This is a genomic window from Flavobacterium sinopsychrotolerans (genome assembly GCF_900110375.1).
In the GTDB taxonomy this organism is placed as follows: Bacteria; Bacteroidota; Bacteroidia; order Flavobacteriales; family Flavobacteriaceae; genus Flavobacterium; species Flavobacterium sinopsychrotolerans.
Window position 1 is genome coordinate 135697 of sequence record NZ_FODN01000006.1, and the last position, 18666, is coordinate 154362.

Below are 18666 nucleotides of genomic sequence, written 5' to 3' on the forward strand. Positions count from 1 at the left end.
TATTTTGTGTTTTAATTGTAGCAATCTGATTACAGAATTGATTACAATACGTATTCGTTTTTGAACAATGTTTCTAAAGTGAGTATTTTAAAAACAGCAACAACAATAGCAGAAAGGAATATTTTTGTAGTTCAGTGACATTTTCATGGGTTTTAAAACGAACCGCAAAGATATTGAACTATTTCGAATTATTTCTTTCTCAAGCATAAAGCTATCTTGTTTATTGAGACACTTTTGTTAAATAAATCGATATTAATTGCAGTGGGAATCGCTGTTTTAAATTTTAAAGAAAAAATAACGGTTACTTATCTGTTTTATTTTCAAGGTATAGGAGCTGATTATTAGTTTTGGTCAAAGTGTTTTTTTAAATTAGCCAATAAATAACAATCGATGAAATCCAATACTACTTTTATAAGCGACATTTCAAAAAAAGAATTTCCAATAGCAGATAAAATTTCGGCTAAAACCATACGAAACCCAATATTGGCGCTTATTCAAAATGATTACCCTGATTTTGATGAGAATAAATTCTTATCAATTGGGGAGTTGAATATGTATCGGGAGAAATATATTTCTAATTATTTATTAGTCGAAATAGGGGAGTTGTCCAATCTGGAAACTAGAGTTATTGGTTCCTTGAACGAAGATAAATCATTGGTAAGCACTGTCGAGGATGAAATTGGTATTCGTACAGTTGGACAAAAAGTTGCGGATAAAGTTGCTGCTTTTGGCGGAAGCTGGAAATTTATAATCCTTTTTGGAGTATTTATTTTGTTGTGGATTTTGGCCAATATTTATATTCTGATGAATAAAGGTTTTGATCCGTATCCGTTTATCTTATTGAATTTAATTTTGTCGTGTCTTGCCGCACTCCAGGCTCCGGTGATTATGATGAGTCAAAATCGTCAGGAAGAAAAAGACCGCGAGAGAGCCAAAAAAGATTACATGATAAATCTAAAATCAGAACTTGAAATTAGAATGCTTCATGAAAAACTGGATCATTTGATTATGCATCAACAAGAAGAATTAATAGAAATTCAAAAAGTGCAAATCGAAATGATGAATGATATTTTGACAAGAATTAAATAATATTTTTTTTCTAAAAAGTTTAAAAAAGTAACTCCTTAGTAGTGCTTAAAATAATAACCTACAATCATAAAAACACCATTTAAAATTGCCGAACCAATGATGATTTTTTTATAATCCCTATTTTTGTCGATAAAATTTAAACCCAAAATTCCCAGAAATAACAAGGTTGTAAAAATGGCTGGATACATCTTAAAAGCACCTCCGAAATCACCTTGCAAAAGCAGTAAAAATCCTCTCTGAAAACCACAGCCCAAACACTCCACTCCAAAGAGCATTTTGCTTAAACACGGCAGCATATATTTTTCTAAATCCAATGGTTTTTGTTTTTACAATTTTACGAAAAAATAAGAAACGGTTGCGATAATAATTGTTGCAATTTTAAATTCATTACTTTTGAAAACTGATATTTAAAAAGATGAGAAAGTTTATAATTCCAATAATGGTTGTGGCAATAATTGTTGCTTTATACGAGCAGGTAAATGCCGAAAAAAATGTATATATAATGGTAATTGCAATTGTAGTTTTCATGATGGGAATGATGCAATTGAGTGCTAAAACGCCAAGTAAAAATCAAGATAAAGAAGACGAAAATGTTTAACAAAGGAGATAAGGTTTCAGTGCTTGACGAAGCGATGAACGGAGTAGTGCTATCAGTCAAAGATCAGCAGGTAACCATAGAAACGGAGGATGGTTTCGTGATGACATTTATTGTCAATGAATTGATTAAAGTAAACGATTCCAGTAACTTACTAGATTCTATCAGAAGAATAAATGTAAGTGAGGTTTCAAAAGAAAAAGAGATTCCAAAACCGCGAAGTTTTGTGAAAGAAAAGAAATCAAAGCATGAAATTCCAGCTCCGGAGTTTGATTTACACATTGAAAAACTGGTGCCAAATAAACGCGGAATGTCAAATTATGATATTTTGACATTGCAGACTGATACGGCAAAACGTCATATAGAATTTGCCATTCGGAATCGCATTCCAAAGATTGTTTTTATCCATGGTGTGGGTGAAGGAGTTCTAAAAGCAGAGTTGGATTTTTTATTGGGTCGCTATGATAACATTGCTTTTCAAGAAGGTAATTATCAAAAATACGGTCAAGGAGCAACAGAAGTTTTTATCAAGCAAAGTGCCATGTAAGTATTATTATTTATATAAAAAAACATAAAAAAAGAATCCCGATTTTAAATGAATTTCAATTAGAAAATTCATTTAAAATCGGGATTCTTTTTGGACTAAAAAACAAACGTTTTAGCGGTCGATTTTTATGTCTTTTCGATCCTTAATTTGTGGTCAATAATTCGCCGTAAATGTAATTATCACCCAAAATAAAATCGCTGTTTCCTTTCTTCATTTTAACTTTTTTGAGTACAACAGTGTGCTTAAAACCGTTTCCAAAAACAGTAGTAGTAACTTCAATTATACCACTTGTATTTGCGATTCCAGCTACTGCAATCCATTCTTCAGTCACTACTGGAGTTGCCGGAAAAGTGGTGTTACAAAAATAGGCATCGGTTACTAAACCGGAGAATAATCGGTAGGTAAGTTTGTTTTTTGTATCGCTTATCAATCCGGTTCTTGGAGCATTTAGCGGTGTTGCTTCATTAACAATCAAAGCAGAATCCACATCAAGAATCAGCGCTTCGCTGCTATTGTAATCGTACAATTGCTTAGAAGAAGGACATTGTTCAAGAGTTTTATTGAATGAAAAAGGTAAAGGCGTAGCACTAATTATATAGTCTCCAAAAGCGAATGTTTCGTAAATTTGTTCTTTCCCATTTCCTTTGTCAAAAGTGATGTTTTTAAACGTAATATTGTGTTTATATCCCGTAATTTTTGTGCTGTTATCCTTTTCGTCTGTCGTTTTAACAGCGGTAGTGTTTATTACTATTTTTCCACCTGTAGCGGTCCATTGTCCTGTGACAATAGGTGTTGCCGGCGGTATTGATTCGCAAATTGTTGATGCACTAACGGTACCATTATAAAAGCGGTAAATCACGCGATTGGCACTGCTGATGTTTAATTCTTGAGAAGTAGTTTCGGTAGGGAACGTAACTCCTGTAGCTTCAAAAATAAGCGCTTCACTGTCTTTCAGTTTGTAAATGATGTTGTTTGTACTGCATTTTTGTGCGGTAACATCTTCAAAATTGATGTCTTCCTGAATTAAATCGCCATCATCACACCCATTTAAGAACATGGAAAAAACCAACAAGCTAAGGACTCTTTTCATTTTTATAGTATTTGTAACAAAAATAGAATTTTTAATTTGTTCCAAATACATTCCCGTTTAAAAATAGATGATTTAACAGGATATTAGGTTTTATATTGGAATAATTTTCTGTAAAGAACAAAAACATGACTGACAGTATTGTCAGGATTGCTGTCATTTAAAGCCAATAGAATTCATTATCTTTGCACCAATTTAATACTGGTCATGAGGCTTAACAAATATTATTCGGCTGCTTTTTTAGCTTTTTTTGTGTGGGGATTTTTTAGTTTTGCTTTAAAACCGTTGCATCATTATCCTTCTTTGGATATTTTGTTTTATCGGGTATTTTTTAGCGTGATTACGATGGTAATGATCAATGTTATTTTTCGAAGAAAAGTAATGCGACAAAATTGGAATCATTTCAAAAATATCTCTTCAAAACAACAAAAAAATGTTGTTTTATTGACACTTGGCGGTGGCGTATTTCTTTCCTCAAACTGGTTTGTTTACATCTACGTGATGAATCATGTCAGTGTTAATGCGGCATCATTGGCCTATCTGATTTGTCCAATAGTAACTACAGTATTTGCCTTTTTTATGTTGAAAGAAACATTAAGCAAATGGCAGTGGGTTGCTGTTTCAATCAGTTTTTTTAGTTGTATTTTGTTGTCATTCAACCATTTTCAGGATATTTTTTATAGCCTTATTACCGCTGCTACTTACGCACTCTATTTAGTGAGTCAACGAAAAAACAACGATTTAGATAAATTTCTGGGTCTTACCATTCAGTTGATTTTTACGGCGCTTGTTCTTTTGCCTTTTTATCCAAAATACAGCGGAGCTATCCCTACGGAACCTCTATTTTACACTTGTATGTTCATGATTGTGGTGTTTTTTACCATTATTCCACTGTTTTTAAATCTCTATGCGCTCAAAGGAATTAACTCTTCCGCAGTGGGAATTATGATTTATATTAACCCGATTATTAATTTTTTACTGGCCATATTTTATTACAATGAGCAAGTAAGTTTCCTTCAATTGTTTTCTTATTTTCTAATTTTGGTTTCGATAGTTGTTTTTAATGAAAGAATTCTCTTCTCCAAAAAACCGAAAGCGATGCCAACAGAAATCGAAGGGCTGTAATAATTTTATAATTTAAAAAAATGAAAAAAGTATATCTCGATAACGCCTCAACCACAGCTCTTCGCCCAGAAGTGATTCAGGAAATGACTAAAGTTTTAACGGAAGATTACGGAAATCCATCGTCAACACATAGTTTAGGGCGTTCTGCAAAAAATATTTTGGAGCTTTCCAGAAAATCAATTGCTAAAAATTTGAATGCTACGGCTCAAGAAATTATTTTCACGTCTTGCGGTACCGAAGCTAATAATTGGATTCTTCGTTCTGCCGTTAAAGATTTGAAAGTAAAACGAATCATTACCAGTAAAATTGAACATCATGCAGTTTTGTACACGGCTTTAGTATTAGAAAAAGAGTACGGTATTCAGGTAGATTATGTGGGAATTAAGCCAAATGGAGAAATTGATATTACACATTTAGTTGAGTTATTGTCGCAAGAAAAAAAGACATTAGTCAGTTTGATGCACGTGAATAACGAAATAGGAACCATTTTAGATTTGGAACGAATAGGTCGTATTTGTCAAGAGCACAATGTTTTATTTCATTCGGATACGGTGCAGTCCATTGGAAAAACAACAATCGATTTACAAAAATTACCGATTGATTTTATTGTGGCCAGTGCACATAAATTTCACGGACCAAAAGGAGTTGGTTTTGCTTTTATTCGAAAAAATTCTGGATTACAACCGCTATTTTTTGGTGGAGAACAGGAAAAAGGATTGCGTGCAGGAACTGAGGCTTTACATCAAATTGCCGGAATGGCAAAAGCTTTAGAACTTTCATACAGCAATTTAGAAACGGATAAAGAGCATATTACTGAATTACGAAACTATCTTATTACTCAACTTGAAATCGAATTTCCAGATTTTGAAATCAATGGAACTGTTGATGGATTTTATACAGTTTTGAATGTTTTATTGCCTTTTTCAGCGGATAAAACAGCGATGATTTTATTTCACTTAGACATGAAAGGAATTGCAGTTTCCCGCGGAAGTGCCTGTCAATCCGGAAGTATAAAACCTTCGCATGTTTTAGCCGAAATGCTTTCTAATGAAGATTTAAAGAAACCAAGTTTGCGTATTTCGTTTAGTCATTTCAATACTATAGAAGATATTGATGTGCTTATTGAAGCATTGAAAACAATATAAAAAAATCTGCTGAAAAGCAGATTTTTTTTGTGGTATTTATATTCTTAGAAACTGTCATTTTTTTATTTATGCATATTTTTCCATGATTAAACGAGCTTTGAAAAAACATAAAGTAGATTCAGCACCTTGATTGATGTTGATGTGTTTGTCTTCTAATCCATCATAGGAAGCGCCATTTTCCGGATTATACATGATTTGTTTTAAATGATTGTTCCCTAAGAACCAGATGAAAGCGAGTTTTAATTGGTCTCTATATTTTTTATTTTGCGTTATTTCATAAAATAAATCCAGTGCAATTATGGTTGTTGCTACTTCAATGGGTTGTTCCCCATAGAATATTCTTTCATTTTGTTTCTTGAACCAACCTCTGTTCGAAATTACTTTCAGTTGCCCTTTCATGAAATAATGGGAAAGCAGAAAGTCAAATGTGATGACTGCAATTTTTTTATATTTCGGATTTTTAGTGACTAAATAACTATACATCATAGCTTCTGGCAGTACATTATTGGCATAAGTCATATAATCTTCATACCAGCACCAATTCTCTGCTGAATTTATTTTGTAGTGGCGTAAAAGTTCATCAGCTAATTTTTCAATATAATTTTTTATTTCGCCGTCTTTGTACGTTTCATGATAGAGGTAAAGTCCTTTTAGAGCATACGCTATGGCTCTTGGTGATTTGAAGTTGTCTATCTTTTTTATCGCTTTGTCCCAGCATTTTACGGCCTGACAAATCATGTCCAGCGGTAGGTTTTGTCTATGGGAGATTACGGTTCCTAAACTCCATAAGGCTCTGCCATTTGCATCTTCCAGATTTACTTCTCCGTTTTGTTTGGTTAGTTTCTTGTTATAATCTTTGTAATTGTCAAACCAGCCATCATGTTGTTGTATGCCTTCGATAAAATTTAGGTAGGTGTTTGCTAGTTTTAAATTCTCCTTATTGGGAAAAGCTTTGTTGTACATCACCATATTGATTAGTGCTCTTGCATTATCGTCTAACGTATAGCCTGATTCAGGATCGGGTTGGCTGAATTTTGAAAACTGAAGAATTCCAAAATCAGTAGTCATCTTTTTGATATGATCTAATTTTATTGGAGGAAAATTGAATCTCAAATCATCCTCTCTATTCGTTAACTGGTCAAATAAAAGGCGGTATTGTATGGCGATATTCTCCCAGTTTGTGGCACGAGCTATAGAAAAAGCATTTTTTGCCATTGCTATTCGTTGCTCTTTATTTTCAATAAGATAAAGGATTGCTTTTTGAAATTCTTTTGGATTATCAAAATTTTTCAGCAGGATTCCATTTCCGTTTACCAATGATTCTACAGCATGCGGTATGGGAGTAGAAATCACTGCACATCCGCTGCTCATAGCATCCGCAAAAGTTCCGCTTACGGTTTGATTAGGATCTTTTGAACTGAACAAATAAATTTCAGATAGGGTTAAAAATTCCAGTAATTGGTCCAATTGAAGATATTCATTAATAAAAATAACATTGTTTTCCAGACCGAGTTCTTTCACGAAAGTTATAAGTGAATTGCGATATTTTTCTCCTTCTTTTTTAATAACTTCAGGATGTGTTTTACCTATGATAAGATAAACAACTTCGGGATGTCGAGCTACAATTTCCGGTAATGCATGCAATACGGTTTCAATCCCTTTATTTTCGCTAATTAAGCCAAAGGTTGATAATACAATTTTGTCTTTGAAGCCATACTTATTTTTTAGTACTTTTTTCTGTTCCCATAGTACAGTATGATTGCCGTGAGGAATAACCATACTTTTAGAAGGAGGACAATTATAATAATCGGTCAAAATTTCTTTTGATTTTTTGGTCAGTACCACCACCTTGTCCGATAAATCAGCAATGGCATAAACGACTTTTTTTCTTTTTTCATCCGGATCAGGGAGCACAGTATGAAAAACGGTTACAATGGGTTTGTTGAGCGCTAATATAAAGGAAAGAATATGATCGCCATATTCCCCTCTAAAAAGACCAAATTCATGCTGAATGCACACTAGTCCAATATCGTTTCGTTCATTTATTTTTTCAGCAACCAACCTGTAATGAACCAAAGAGTCAACCGGTAGAACATAGCTGACTTCTTCAGGATATTGGAATTCCTGTTCCCTATTTTGCAACGCGCATACTTCCACCGGAAGCGTGTCTCCAAAGACAACATCCAATGCATTGACAATATCATTAGTAAAAGTTGCTATTCCACATTCTCTGGGTGGATAGGAGCTTACAATCAGCATTTTTATTCCTTTCTCGATTTTCATAGCGTCATTTTTTAAGGTTGTTTTCTCAATTCGAGAAGTAATTCGTTTAGGTCTAATTTTGCAACTGCAATGTGTTTATCAGCCACACCGTAATAAATGTAAAGGTCATTCCCAAATAAAGCATGTCCCGTTGGAAAAACAATATTGCTCACTTCTCCCTCTATTTCCCATTGTTTTGTGGGTGAAAATAGCGGAAATGGTAATCTTGCAATCTCAATTTTCGGATTGTCCAATTGCAGTAATGCCGCTCTGGCATGATATATTTTTCCCTTTATTGTTTCTTGCACTCCATGGTAAATAAGCAACCAGCCATATTCAGTTTCAATAGGCGGACCGCCGGCGCCAATGTAATTGACCTCAAATACATCCTTGGGATCGAGTACAATGTGATCCACCAGATTTATGAGATATTCTTTCCAAAAAGCTTCCGTTAAATCCTTGAAATCGGTAAATTCCGCAATCTGAATTCCAGGCCAAATCCGATGCAAAAGCATGAATTTTCCGTTTATTTTCCTTGGAAACAACACCACATCTTTATCCCTAAGCAACCTTAATTCATCAGCAACCAATCCTATTTGCGCAAAAAGATTGTAATATTGATGGTATTTTGGATTGAGTTTATTACTGTCACAGTAGTTTACAAAATTTTCATATTCTTGATAATTAACATGTGGCGTTATCACACCGTGCTTTTCAAAATGAATTAAATCCTTTGAAGTCGCAAGCGCTCCCATCGCATTGACTCCATCATAAGCGGTGTATGTAATGTAATAAGTATCCTCAATTTTTACTATTCTGGCATCTTCGACACCGTGTTTTTCATAATCAAAATCTCTAATAATTAATGGTTTTTCATGGCGTTCTGTTACTTTCATGGGACCATCCAACTTGGCGTATCCTATCGTAGAATAATTGCCGTGTTCTACCGCTCGGTATAAAACATGAATGGTGTTTCCTTCCTGATAAATACCGGGATTGAACACGCCATTATTTTCAAATGGATGGTCGGTAGGACTTAGAATTATTCCTAATTTTTCTATTGTAACCATGTTGTAATTGTCTTTTATATAGTTATAAATTCAAATGAATTTCCAAAAAACTATTTTTGTTCTTCCTTTTTCTGTTCTTTTAATTTTGCTTTTTCCTGTTTTCTAAAATATCCCCGTAATAAAAAATTATGTTTCAAGGCTTCTAGATTTTCATTCAAACGCAAACTCGCCTCGTTAACATTTGTCATCGTTGAATCTATTTTCCGAACTAATTCAGGGTCATTCGAAAGATAATTTACTGCTCCTTTACCGTTTTTTATATTTACAATTGTGGTATCTAGGTTGTTTACAACGTTATCTATTTGAGTACTGGTTTGTTTTAAATTCAGTACTATTTTTTTAAGATTATTTGCGACCGCGGTATCTTTCAAAACACCAATGACATTGTCTTTATTTTCTAATGAAGAAATAAGTCGGTTTATTTTTGTGATAGATTCTGAACTTCCTTGTCCTGTAATTTTCAAATAGTGAACGGTTTGTTTTAAATCATTTGCCAAGTTAGAATCCTTAATTAGCAAGCCCACAGTTCCAGTTCCCTGATTAATTTCATTCGTGATTTTAAGTAAATCGGATGTCAATAACGCAGCATTTTTATTGGTTTTGCCAAGGGTGTTCAGCATATCATCAGTGCGAATGCGGCTTAACGTACGAATCTCATCTCCAGGGGATATTGAGGTTGCTTTTTCCTTACCAGGAATGATATTGATAATCATATTGCCCACTAAACCATCTGAACCTATTGTGGCAATTGCATTTTTCCTGATATGCGGGAAAATGGTCTTGTCAATCAGCATATCGACTCTAATCGCCGTATCGTTAATCATGGCTATACCGCGAACCGTTCCCACATTTATTCCGGAATAGCGCACATTATTTCCTAGTTGTAATCCACTGACATTACTGAAAACCGCTGATAATTGATTGGTTTTTCCAAACATTTGTTGCTTATCGCCAATGAAATACACGGCGAGTATAAACAGCAATAACCCGATTATTACAAAAAGTCCAAGACGCAATTTTTGTGATGTCGTTTTTTCCATTTTATTCTTATTTAAAGAAAGCTTGAACTTTCGGATCTGTTGAGATGGACAATTCCTCAAAAGGCCCTTCGATATAATTGATACCATCAACCAATAAAATCATTCGGTTCGAAATCACTCTGGCGCAATCCACGTCATGGGTAATGATAATTGCCGAGGTGTTGTATTTTTGTTGGATAGACATCATCAAGAGCAAAATTTCTTTTGCAGTAATGGGATCTAATCCCGTTGTAGGTTCGTCATACAGAATTATTTTTGGTTGCAGAATCAATGTTCTGGCCAAAGCAATTCGTCGTTTCATTCCACCCGATAGTTCTTCTGGCATTAAATTAATCGTGTGTGCTAATCCCACGTTTTCCAAAGCTTCCATCACTAACGGTGTGGTGTCTTTAATGACTCCAAACTTTTTTTTGTGACGACGCAACGGAAATTCCAGATTTTCACGAACCGTCATCGAATCGTATAGCGCGCTTCCCTGAAAAAGGAATCCAACTTCGGTGCGTAGATCGTCCAGTTCCTCGCGACTAAGTTGCCTAATGTCTTTGCCCATTACAACGATAGAGCCGCTGTCCGGCTGTTCCAGTCCAATCAAGCATTTTATCATCACTGATTTTCCAGAACCGGATTTCCCCATAATTACCAGATTTTCCCCTTCATTCAATACCATATTAAAACCATCCAAAACATGATTGTCACCATAACTTTTTCGCAAGTCTTTGATTTCTATAATTCGGTTTTGATTGGGTGTCGGGATACTCATAATAGTCATAAATCATAAAATATATCGGTAACAAAAACAGCAACAAAGTCAATAATAAACAGTAACATCGAGGTGAAAACCACTGCAGAATTAGCTGCTAAACCCACACCTGCTGTCCCTTTTTTGCAATAATATCCCTTGAAACAACCTACTAATCCGATGGCAAATCCAAAAAAGAACGTTTTGATGGTTGCAGGTATCAAATCACCAAACTCCAATGCATCAAAAACCTGGTTGTAATACAATAAGAAGGAGACTCTTCCTTTGATGTTTTCCACAAGAAAAGAACCAAATATTGCGATAGCATCTCCAAAAAAAACCAAAACGGGTAACATAAAAGTGGTAGCCAAAACTCGGGTTACCACTAAATATTTAAACGGGTTAGTACCGGAAACTTCCATAGCATCAATTTGTTCCGTAACCCTCATCGAACCTAATTCAGCGCCAATACCAGAACCAATTCGTCCCGCACAAATCAAAGCCGTTATAATAGGACCAATTTCTCGAATCAACGAAATACTAACCATAGACGGCATCCAAGAAACAGCGCCAAATTCCTGTAACGTAGGACGCGATTGCAAGGTGAATACCAATCCAATAATAAATCCCGTAACTGCTACAAGAAGCAAGGAGCGATTTCCCATATTAAAACACTGCCGTAAAAACTCTTTGAATTCCATAGGACGTTTAAAAGTTTCTTGAAAAAAACGACCTGCAAAGTAAGAGAGTTCACCAATTTCGAGTAAAAAAGCTTTGAATAATTCCCTTATTTTTGAAATAGTATTCATAAGCAAATGAATTAGTTTTTAACAGAAAATAGCTACTCAAATATATAGTTATTTATCTGATTATCAGTGCTATTAAAAGTGTTGTTTGCCTATTATATTGAGGGTTTTGTCGATAAAATAGCGATTTTTAAAAATAAAGACATTTTTGCAATCGTTGTTTTTATCCGAGTGAATAATTTCAATTCTATAATCGTAAATGCAAAAGTAATTTTTGATAAATCGAAGACATAAAAAATCAAAACAGAAAAAGTCAGTGCTAACCTTTGAAAGGTTACCTGTTATGTTTGATAGCTGACGTTATGGAAAGACAATTGGATTTTCTCTTTTTCTGTTTTTAATCGATTTCTCTATTTCTCCAGACCAAAAAACAATACTTGATACGGCCAAGGTCAGCAGTAACTCATATAAAGTAAGCGGTTGTGTTTTGAAAATTTCATTAAAAAAAGGCATGTAAATAATCATAATCTGCAGTGCAACAGTGATTAGTAATGCTCCAACCATAGGTTTGTTAGAAAAAAAACCTATTTTAAAAATAGAATCCCGTCCGGAACGAATGACCATTACATGTCCCAATTGACTAAAACAAAGCACTGTAAAGGCCATCGTTTGCCAATGCGTGTTTGCATAATGTATGGCATAAGCCTGCATTCCTATGGTGACGACGCCCATTAAAAATCCAACCCACAAAATGTGTAGTGCCATACCGTTTGAAAAAATATTTTTAGTGGGATTTCTGGGAGGCCGTTTCATTATATTGGTTTCTGAGGGCTCGGAGGCCAATGCTAATCCAGGCAAACCATCAGTCACTAAATTGATCCAAAGAATGTGAATGGCCAATAACGGAATGGGTAAACCAAAGAACGGAGCCAAGAATATAGCCCATATTTCGCCTGAATTTCCGGTCATAATGTACTTGATGAATTTCAGGATGTTGTCAAATATTTTTCTACCATGTTTGACTGCAACTATAATTGTTGCAAAATTATCATCGAGCAAAATCATGTGCGAAGCTTCTTTTGAAACTTCGGTGCCGTTGATTCCCATGGCGATTCCAATATCAGCATTTTTTAGTGCTGGCGCATCATTGACACCGTCGCCAGTCATGGCAACAAAATGATTTTTAGATTGCAACGCATTAATAATTCTTAATTTCTGTTCGGGATTGACACGGGCATACACCCGAACTTTCTCAACAATTTTCACGAATTCAATTTGTGTTAATTCAGATAATTCGGAACCCGTCAGCACGAGATCTTCTTCAGAAGAAATGATTCCCAGTTTTTCGGCAATTGCTTTTGCAGTAAGTTTATGATCACCGGTAATCATCACCGGAATAATACCTGCTTCTTTGCACTCCGAAACCGCTTGTCTCGCTTCCTCACGTGGCGGGTCAATCATCCCAACAAAACCAATAAGTGTTAGTTCTGTTTCAATGGCATTTGGGTCCAAATTTTCCGGTAAGGAAGAAAGTGTTTTCATTGCATATCCTAAAACCCGATAGCCTTTTTCCGCCATTTCATTGACTTTGCATTCAAATTCGGGAATATGTGATTTTTGTTCCGCATTCAGTTTTTCAAACAATACGTCAACAGCTCCTTTTGTAATCACGACAATTTCAGCATCAGTATTTTGGATGTCATGTATAGTAGTCATGCATTTTCTTTTGGAATCAAAAGGCAATTCGGCAATTCGTGGAATGATTTTTTCTAAATCAGCACGGTTTAAATTTTTATCGAAAGCAAATTGTACCAATGCGACTTCGGTAGAATCGCCCATCCATTTTCCGTTTTCCCCTTTCGAGACATCATTGTTCAAAGCCATGGCATGAAGCAGTCGGTTCTTTTCTTCAAAAGCGGTATTGTATTTGGTTTCTGCTGTTTCAAAAATTTCCTGCACGGTCATTTTATTCATTGTAAGGGTCCCCGTTTTATCGGAACAGATGTAGGTTACGGAACCCAGCGTTTCCACGGCCGGTAATTTGCGAATGAGCGCATTATTTTTGGCTAATTTCTTGGCACCAAAAGCCAAAGCAATAGTCACTAATGCCGGTAATGCTTCCGGAATTGCGGCTACAGCAAGGGAAATAGAAGTAATCAACATGGTCATTACAGATTCTCCCCGCAACCATCCGATACAGAATATAATGGTACAAATAATCAATATGATTACGGACAAACGTTTGCCAAAAGCGGCTAATCTTTTTTGCAATGGCGTTGTGGTTTCATCCGTTTGAATCATTTTGGCAATATGACCCAGTTCCGTTTGCATTCCCGTTGCCACTACATATCCTATCGCACGACCATTCGTAACCGAAGTGCCTTTGTAACCCATGTTCGTCTGGTCGCCTAGCGCATAATTTCCTTCTGGAAGTTCCTCAATACTTTTTTCTACATTATTGGATTCACCGGTAAGCGCTGATTCATCCACTTTTGTTTGATGGGTTTCAAAAAACCGAATGTCAGCTGGAATAACATTGCCGGCTTCCAGAACCACAACATCACCCGGAACCAAATCTGAAGCCGGAATGTCCATGGTTTTTCCTTCTCGTAAAATGCGGGCATGGTTTGCCGCCATATTTTTTAATGCCTCCATCGCTTTTTCGGCCCGATATTCCTGAATGAATCCTACAGTTGCATTCATAATGATAATGGCAAGAATAATAATCGTATCCGTAACATCCCCAATTATCCCCGAAATTAGTGCCGCTGCAATCAAAATCAGAATCATGAAATCAGACAACTGAGAAAGTATCATTTGTAAAACAGTCTTCTTTTTTGTGTCTTCAATTTGGTTTTTCCCATGTTCACACAAGCGGTTTGATGCCGTTACAGCATCAAGACCGCTTGAAGTTGTGTGCAACAACTGGGTTATTTCTGATAGTGGTAGTAAATGCCAGTTCATCGCTTTGGTTTTTATTTTTTGTAATACAACAGCCCCATCATGAGCACATAAACTACTGCAATTAAAGCAGTGTCAATGGCAAGTTTCCATTTTTTTTCTTCTTTAAAAATAATTCCGATAATGCCTATTGCCGTAATTATAATGGTGCCCATGACAGGAATAATATGATTGGGACTGGTAAACTGAAAAATGGGACCTTTCGTGTACAACATATCGTCAAGCGCAAGAATGGCAATATTGAAAATATTACTTCCAAAAATATTACCAATTGCCAGATCGATTGTTCCCATGCGGATGGCGGCAATCGATACGACCACTTCAGGAAGAGAAGTGGAAGCGGCAATAAATAATGTTCCAAAAAAACTTTGTCCCAAACCGCTTGCTGATGCAAGCGGTTTGCCAAAATAAGGTAAAAGTAAGGCTGCTGCCATCAAAACAACAGCATTCAATGAATAGCGGAGCATTACTTGTTTAAGGGTTAGCGAATAGGAATATTTTTTATCTTCCCGATGGTTGTTTTCTTTCTTTTCATAAAGAAAAATAACGCGAATAGCAATGAAGTAGAATAATAGAAATAGCAGACTGAATTCTCCAATCCATAAGATGGTTCCAAAAAAATCAGGCATTAAGATTGCAAAAGCAACTAAGCTCAAGAGTATAATCCCAAAAGATGCGGCAATGATATGGCCTGTTTGTGCAACGGAAGTCAAGGGTTTTTTATGATCGTAAAACAAATCCATTATGGAAATAATAAGGATATTGAAAGCGCAACTTCCCACAATATCACCAACAGCAAGATCCGGAGCATCCAGAAAAATTACGGAGCTTATCCCATTCATCAATTCAGGCATGGAGGTAACTGATGCCAAGAGAATAATACCCATAAACATTTTTCCCCAGCCCAGCATATCGGCCATTATATCGCCATACTTAGAAAGCCGTGAACCTGTTACTACAATTACTGTTGTTGCAATCAGAAATCCAATACTATCAAGGTATAAAGTATTCATATTGAAATAATTACTCCGTTAGTGTCTCTGGTTTTCCCTAAATCATTGTTTTAATCATCAGGAATACATTGCTATAGTAGGATCTTTTGTGAAAGTATATGCCTTAATTTACTTTTGTTTGGGGAAGAATTGGGTATTATTTAATTGGAATTGTCAGTAATGGAATGGGAACGTGATAGGCCATTTTTTTGGTTACACTTCGGTTAAAAAGACGATTCCAGATTCCTTTTCTTTTTATAGGATTCATCACAATCATATCCGTTTTATCAATCAGGGTTTCCTCTAAAATTGTTTTTGTAACATCTTTTCCGACGGTATGATTAAAAGTGAATTCAAAATCTTTAAAATGATTCTGGATTGTTTTTTTATACTTCTCGTAATCTTCATCTGCGGTAAACAACGTAATTCCCCAATCAATGTGCAAAATGTTAATTTTAGCATCGAAAAGCCGGTTGAATTCTAATAGCGATTGGAGTACTTTCTTGTCTTTTTTAGTATAATTGGTTGCATACATGATTTTTTTAGGCACTTTGAATTTATACTTATTTGGAATTGCCAATACCGGACAAGGAGCGTTTGCTATCACTTCGGCTGTAAAACTTCCAATGAGTTTTTCTTTCAGACCACTAGCACCTTTGGTACCCATAACAATCAAATCGACTTTGCTTTTTTTGCAAAAATTAATGATCTTAATAGCTTCCGGACCTTGATCGACATGAATTGAAATAGAAAGATTGGGGTTTTTCTTTACAATGGAATTCTTCATCGCAGTGAGCCTGTCTGTTAATTTTTTGTGGGCTTCCATATTTTCTTTTTCACTCAGTGAAAGAAGATAAAAACCACTTTCGAAAGGAATAAAACTGTGGTACAAAATCAGTGAAGCATCCCAAAGCACTGCTATTTTTACAGCATAATGAATAGCGGAATCTGCCGGAATGGAAAAGTCTGTGGGTACAAGTATTGTTTTCATAGCTGTAAAAGTTATTTTTTTAGCAGTTATTTATGGGGTCACTTTGGTTGCTTGCGCAAACTTGGTGTAAATGGTGATTTCATAAATTTAATTTTCAGTTAAATAAATAGTAAATTCACTAAATAGTATTACAACTTTTTCTATTTCTGAAAACAGTGAAACACAAACTTTGTCAAGGCAGATTCATTTGGGGTATTTTTTAACTTTCGTACAAACGCAATCTGTTTTTGAGAGCGGTCAATTCATTCTGTAACATATCAATTTTTTGCAACAGATTGAATACGATATCAATTCCTTCTATATTAACATCTAATTCCTGATGCATGTGAACCATTTTTTCGATTTCATGAACCGCATCGGAATCTATATATTGGCTGGTTTCGATTGTTTTTATTTCGAGCAGACCCATTTCGTTGAGGTTTGTAAAAAAAGACATTTCCACTTCATAATGAGCACATAATATTGGTATCGGGATCAAGTTTTCCATGTTCATGAGTTTCTTAGCGTAGCGAGTTCCGTAAATAATTCTTTTTCTTTTTCAGAAAGATTGATGGGAATTTGTATTTGATAGGTCAGGTACAAATCCCCAAATTCTCCTTCTTTTTTATACACCGGAAACCCTTTTCCTTTCAATTTGACTTTGGTTCCGTTTTGGGTTCCGGGTTTCACGGTCAGTTTTACTTTTCCGTCAAAGGTATCTGCGGTAATCTCGCCGCCCAATAGCGCAGTATATAAATCTAAATCCACTGTTGCATAAAGATTATTTTTATCACGTTTAAATTTAGTGTGATTCGCCACCGTGAACGTAATGTACAAATCACCTTTTGGTCCACCACCGGAACCCTCGCCCCCCATACCACTTATTTTTATTTGTTGCCCGTTTTCAATACCGGCGGGAATGTTAATACGAATGTTTTTGCCATTAATAGTCAGCGTACGTTTGTGAGTCGTGTACACGTCTTTGAGTTCCAGATGCAGTTCAGCATTAAAATCCTGTCCTTTGAACTGCGCACTTCTGCGACCACCGCCACTAGAGGTACGACCACCAAACATAGATTCAAAAAAATCAGAGAAATCACCACCGCCACTGAATCCTCCTCCGCCAAAACCACCTTGTTGTCCATTTCCTTGGTATTGCCGTTGTTGTTTGGATTTTTCGAATTCTTCCGCATGTTGCCAGTTTTCGCCGTAATCATCATATTTCTTACGATTCTCCGCATGGCTCAAAACTTCATTTGCTTCATTGATTTCCTTGAATTTTCTTTCGGCTTCCTTATCGTTGGGATTTAAGTCGGGATGGTATTTACGCGCAAGTTTGCGATACGCCTTTTTAATTTCGGCTTCGGTTGCTTTTTTGTCCACTTCAAGAATCTTATAATAGTCTATGAATGCCATTGCGATTATTTTTATGTTGTGGTTATTGGGTTAGGTTTGTAGTATCTGGAAATACAAAAAATGGTTTTTCGATATTTATTGTTTTATAAATTCACTGTCGGCCTTAATTTTTACTTCATCACTAATCATTGGCGCAGGGAATTTTGGACCTATATTAAAATCAGAACGTTTTATGACAGTACTGAATTTAAAACCAGCTGTTGGTGCTTTAGATTGTGGATTTTCAATAGTTCCTCTGTACCACATAGTGATGACTACCGGTTTAGTTATTCCGTGCAGTGTGAGTTGGCCCGTTAGTTTGTATTTATCTTTCTCTGTTTTTTGTATTGATGTGCTTTTAAAAGTCATTTTAGGATATTTTTCAACATCAAAAAATTCCTCACTTCTTAAATGTTTGTCACGCATTTCCACTTCGGTATTGATGGATGCAACATCAGTTGAAAGTTCAAAAACAGCATCACTGAAATCAGTTTTGGAAGTAATTGCGCTAATCTCAAATGTTTTGAATAATCCGGCAATATCAGAGATACCATTATGTACCGTACTAAAAGTTAATTTTGAATGCATCGGATCCGCTTTCCATGTTGTTTGTGCAAACAGAAAAGTAGATAAAAATAATGTTGTGATAATTGTTGTTATTTTTTTCATGGCTTAATATTTTAAAATTAATTAGAGAATATTCTATGAAGAGGTTTAAAATCGATTTATTTTTTTTGATATTGCTAGTATGTCAAGTATTTATGATTATAATTTTCAGAAATTATGTCTTTCAAATTTAATCAATTTTTAGTCGTTAAAACAGTAATAAAACGTTTTATTAGAGGTGATTATGAATTTTAAAAAGCTCCATTTTGGAGCTTTTTAAAATTCATTGCTACAAAT

Annotated in this window: 18 protein-coding genes; 5 read left to right on the forward strand and 13 right to left on the reverse strand. The window is 35.3% G+C overall.

Annotation, left to right across the window (positions count from 1 at the left end):
• Positions 1 to 390 precede the first annotated feature (390 nt).
• Positions 391 to 1089 carry a DUF1003 domain-containing protein gene (locus BMX64_RS11660; RefSeq protein WP_091172036.1) on the forward strand — a complete coding sequence of 233 codons (699 nt, stop codon included), beginning with the start codon at positions 391 to 393 and terminating at the stop codon, positions 1087 to 1089.
• A 35-nt stretch (positions 1090 to 1124) separates the two neighbouring features.
• Here the strand turns inward: BMX64_RS11660 and BMX64_RS11665 are convergent, their stop codons facing one another.
• The gene (locus BMX64_RS11665) at positions 1125 to 1403 is read right to left on the reverse strand and encodes a DUF2752 domain-containing protein (RefSeq protein ID WP_091172038.1); all 279 of its coding nucleotides are present in this window, start codon (positions 1401 to 1403) and stop codon (positions 1125 to 1127) included.
• Positions 1404 to 1504: 101 nt separating this feature from the next.
• Between BMX64_RS11665 and BMX64_RS11670 the strand changes: the two genes are divergently transcribed.
• Together BMX64_RS11670 and BMX64_RS11675 are read left to right on the forward strand one after the other, a co-directional pair.
• On the forward strand, positions 1505 to 1687 hold the full coding sequence (locus BMX64_RS11670) for a hypothetical protein (protein WP_091172040.1): 183 nt from the start codon (positions 1505 to 1507) through the stop codon (positions 1685 to 1687).
• Positions 1680 to 2231 carry a Smr/MutS family protein gene (locus tag BMX64_RS11675; RefSeq protein WP_091172042.1) on the forward strand — a complete coding sequence of 184 codons (552 nt, stop codon included), beginning with the start codon at positions 1680 to 1682 and terminating at the stop codon, positions 2229 to 2231. Before BMX64_RS11670 ends, BMX64_RS11675 begins: the two co-directional genes overlap by 8 nt.
• 142 nt (positions 2232 to 2373) lie before the next feature.
• Here BMX64_RS11675 and BMX64_RS11680 read toward each other — a convergent pair whose 3' ends face one another.
• Positions 2374 to 3321, reverse strand: a complete 948-nt coding sequence (locus BMX64_RS11680) for a hypothetical protein (protein WP_143056078.1) — start codon at positions 3319 to 3321, stop codon at positions 2374 to 2376.
• Positions 3322 to 3525: 204 nt separating this feature from the next.
• Between BMX64_RS11680 and BMX64_RS11685 the strand changes: the two genes are divergently transcribed.
• The gene (locus BMX64_RS11685; protein WP_091172045.1) at positions 3526 to 4443 is read left to right on the forward strand and encodes an EamA family transporter; all 918 of its coding nucleotides are present in this window, start codon (positions 3526 to 3528) and stop codon (positions 4441 to 4443) included.
• Between the two features lie 20 nt (positions 4444 to 4463).
• Positions 4464 to 5588, forward strand: a complete 1125-nt coding sequence (locus tag BMX64_RS11690; RefSeq protein WP_091172047.1) for a cysteine desulfurase family protein — start codon at positions 4464 to 4466, stop codon at positions 5586 to 5588.
• A gap of 66 nt (positions 5589 to 5654) precedes the next feature.
• On the opposite strand, the gene BMX64_RS11695 is transcribed toward BMX64_RS11690, so the two are convergent.
• The 11 genes from BMX64_RS11695 to BMX64_RS11745 all read right to left on the reverse strand — a co-directional run bounded on the left by BMX64_RS11695 (position 5655) and on the right by BMX64_RS11745 (position 18432).
• Positions 5655 to 7871 carry a glycosyltransferase gene (locus tag BMX64_RS11695; RefSeq protein ID WP_091172049.1) on the reverse strand — a complete coding sequence of 739 codons (2217 nt, stop codon included), beginning with the start codon at positions 7869 to 7871 and terminating at the stop codon, positions 5655 to 5657.
• Positions 7872 to 7882: 11 nt separating this feature from the next.
• Entirely contained in the window at positions 7883 to 8920 is a 1038-nt protein-coding gene (locus tag BMX64_RS11700; RefSeq protein WP_091172050.1) for a glycoside hydrolase family 130 protein, read from the reverse strand.
• Positions 8921 to 8970: 50 nt separating this feature from the next.
• Positions 8971 to 9960, reverse strand: a complete 990-nt coding sequence (locus BMX64_RS11705) for an MlaD family protein (RefSeq protein WP_091172053.1) — start codon at positions 9958 to 9960, stop codon at positions 8971 to 8973.
• 7 nt (positions 9961 to 9967) lie between these two features.
• Positions 9968 to 10720, reverse strand: coding sequence for an ABC transporter ATP-binding protein (locus BMX64_RS11710; RefSeq protein WP_091172209.1), 753 nt, complete (start codon positions 10718 to 10720; stop codon positions 9968 to 9970).
• A gap of 5 nt (positions 10721 to 10725) precedes the next feature.
• Positions 10726 to 11508, reverse strand: coding sequence for an MlaE family ABC transporter permease (locus BMX64_RS11715; RefSeq protein WP_091172055.1), 783 nt, complete (start codon positions 11506 to 11508; stop codon positions 10726 to 10728).
• Between the two features lie 297 nt (positions 11509 to 11805).
• On the reverse strand, positions 11806 to 14409 hold the full coding sequence (locus BMX64_RS11720) for a cation-translocating P-type ATPase (protein WP_091172056.1): 2604 nt from the start codon (positions 14407 to 14409) through the stop codon (positions 11806 to 11808).
• Positions 14410 to 14420: 11 nt separating this feature from the next.
• Complete coding sequence (locus tag BMX64_RS11725) at positions 14421 to 15419, reverse strand: sodium:calcium antiporter (RefSeq protein WP_091172059.1); 999 nt, start codon at positions 15417 to 15419, stop codon at positions 14421 to 14423.
• Between the two features lie 136 nt (positions 15420 to 15555).
• Complete coding sequence (locus tag BMX64_RS11730; RefSeq protein WP_091172061.1) at positions 15556 to 16389, reverse strand: universal stress protein; 834 nt, start codon at positions 16387 to 16389, stop codon at positions 15556 to 15558.
• Positions 16390 to 16588: 199 nt separating this feature from the next.
• On the reverse strand, positions 16589 to 16876 hold the full coding sequence (locus tag BMX64_RS11735) for a chaperone modulator CbpM (protein WP_244273290.1): 288 nt from the start codon (positions 16874 to 16876) through the stop codon (positions 16589 to 16591).
• A gap of 2 nt (positions 16877 to 16878) precedes the next feature.
• Positions 16879 to 17784: a DnaJ C-terminal domain-containing protein gene (locus BMX64_RS11740; RefSeq protein WP_091172065.1), complete on the reverse strand. Its 906-nt coding sequence runs from the start codon at positions 17782 to 17784 to the stop codon at positions 16879 to 16881.
• Positions 17785 to 17859: 75 nt separating this feature from the next.
• Positions 17860 to 18432 (reverse strand): YceI family protein, encoded by a 573-nt coding sequence (locus BMX64_RS11745; RefSeq protein WP_091172067.1) that lies wholly within the window; start codon positions 18430 to 18432, stop codon positions 17860 to 17862.
• Between the last annotated feature and the right edge of the window lie 234 nt (positions 18433 to 18666).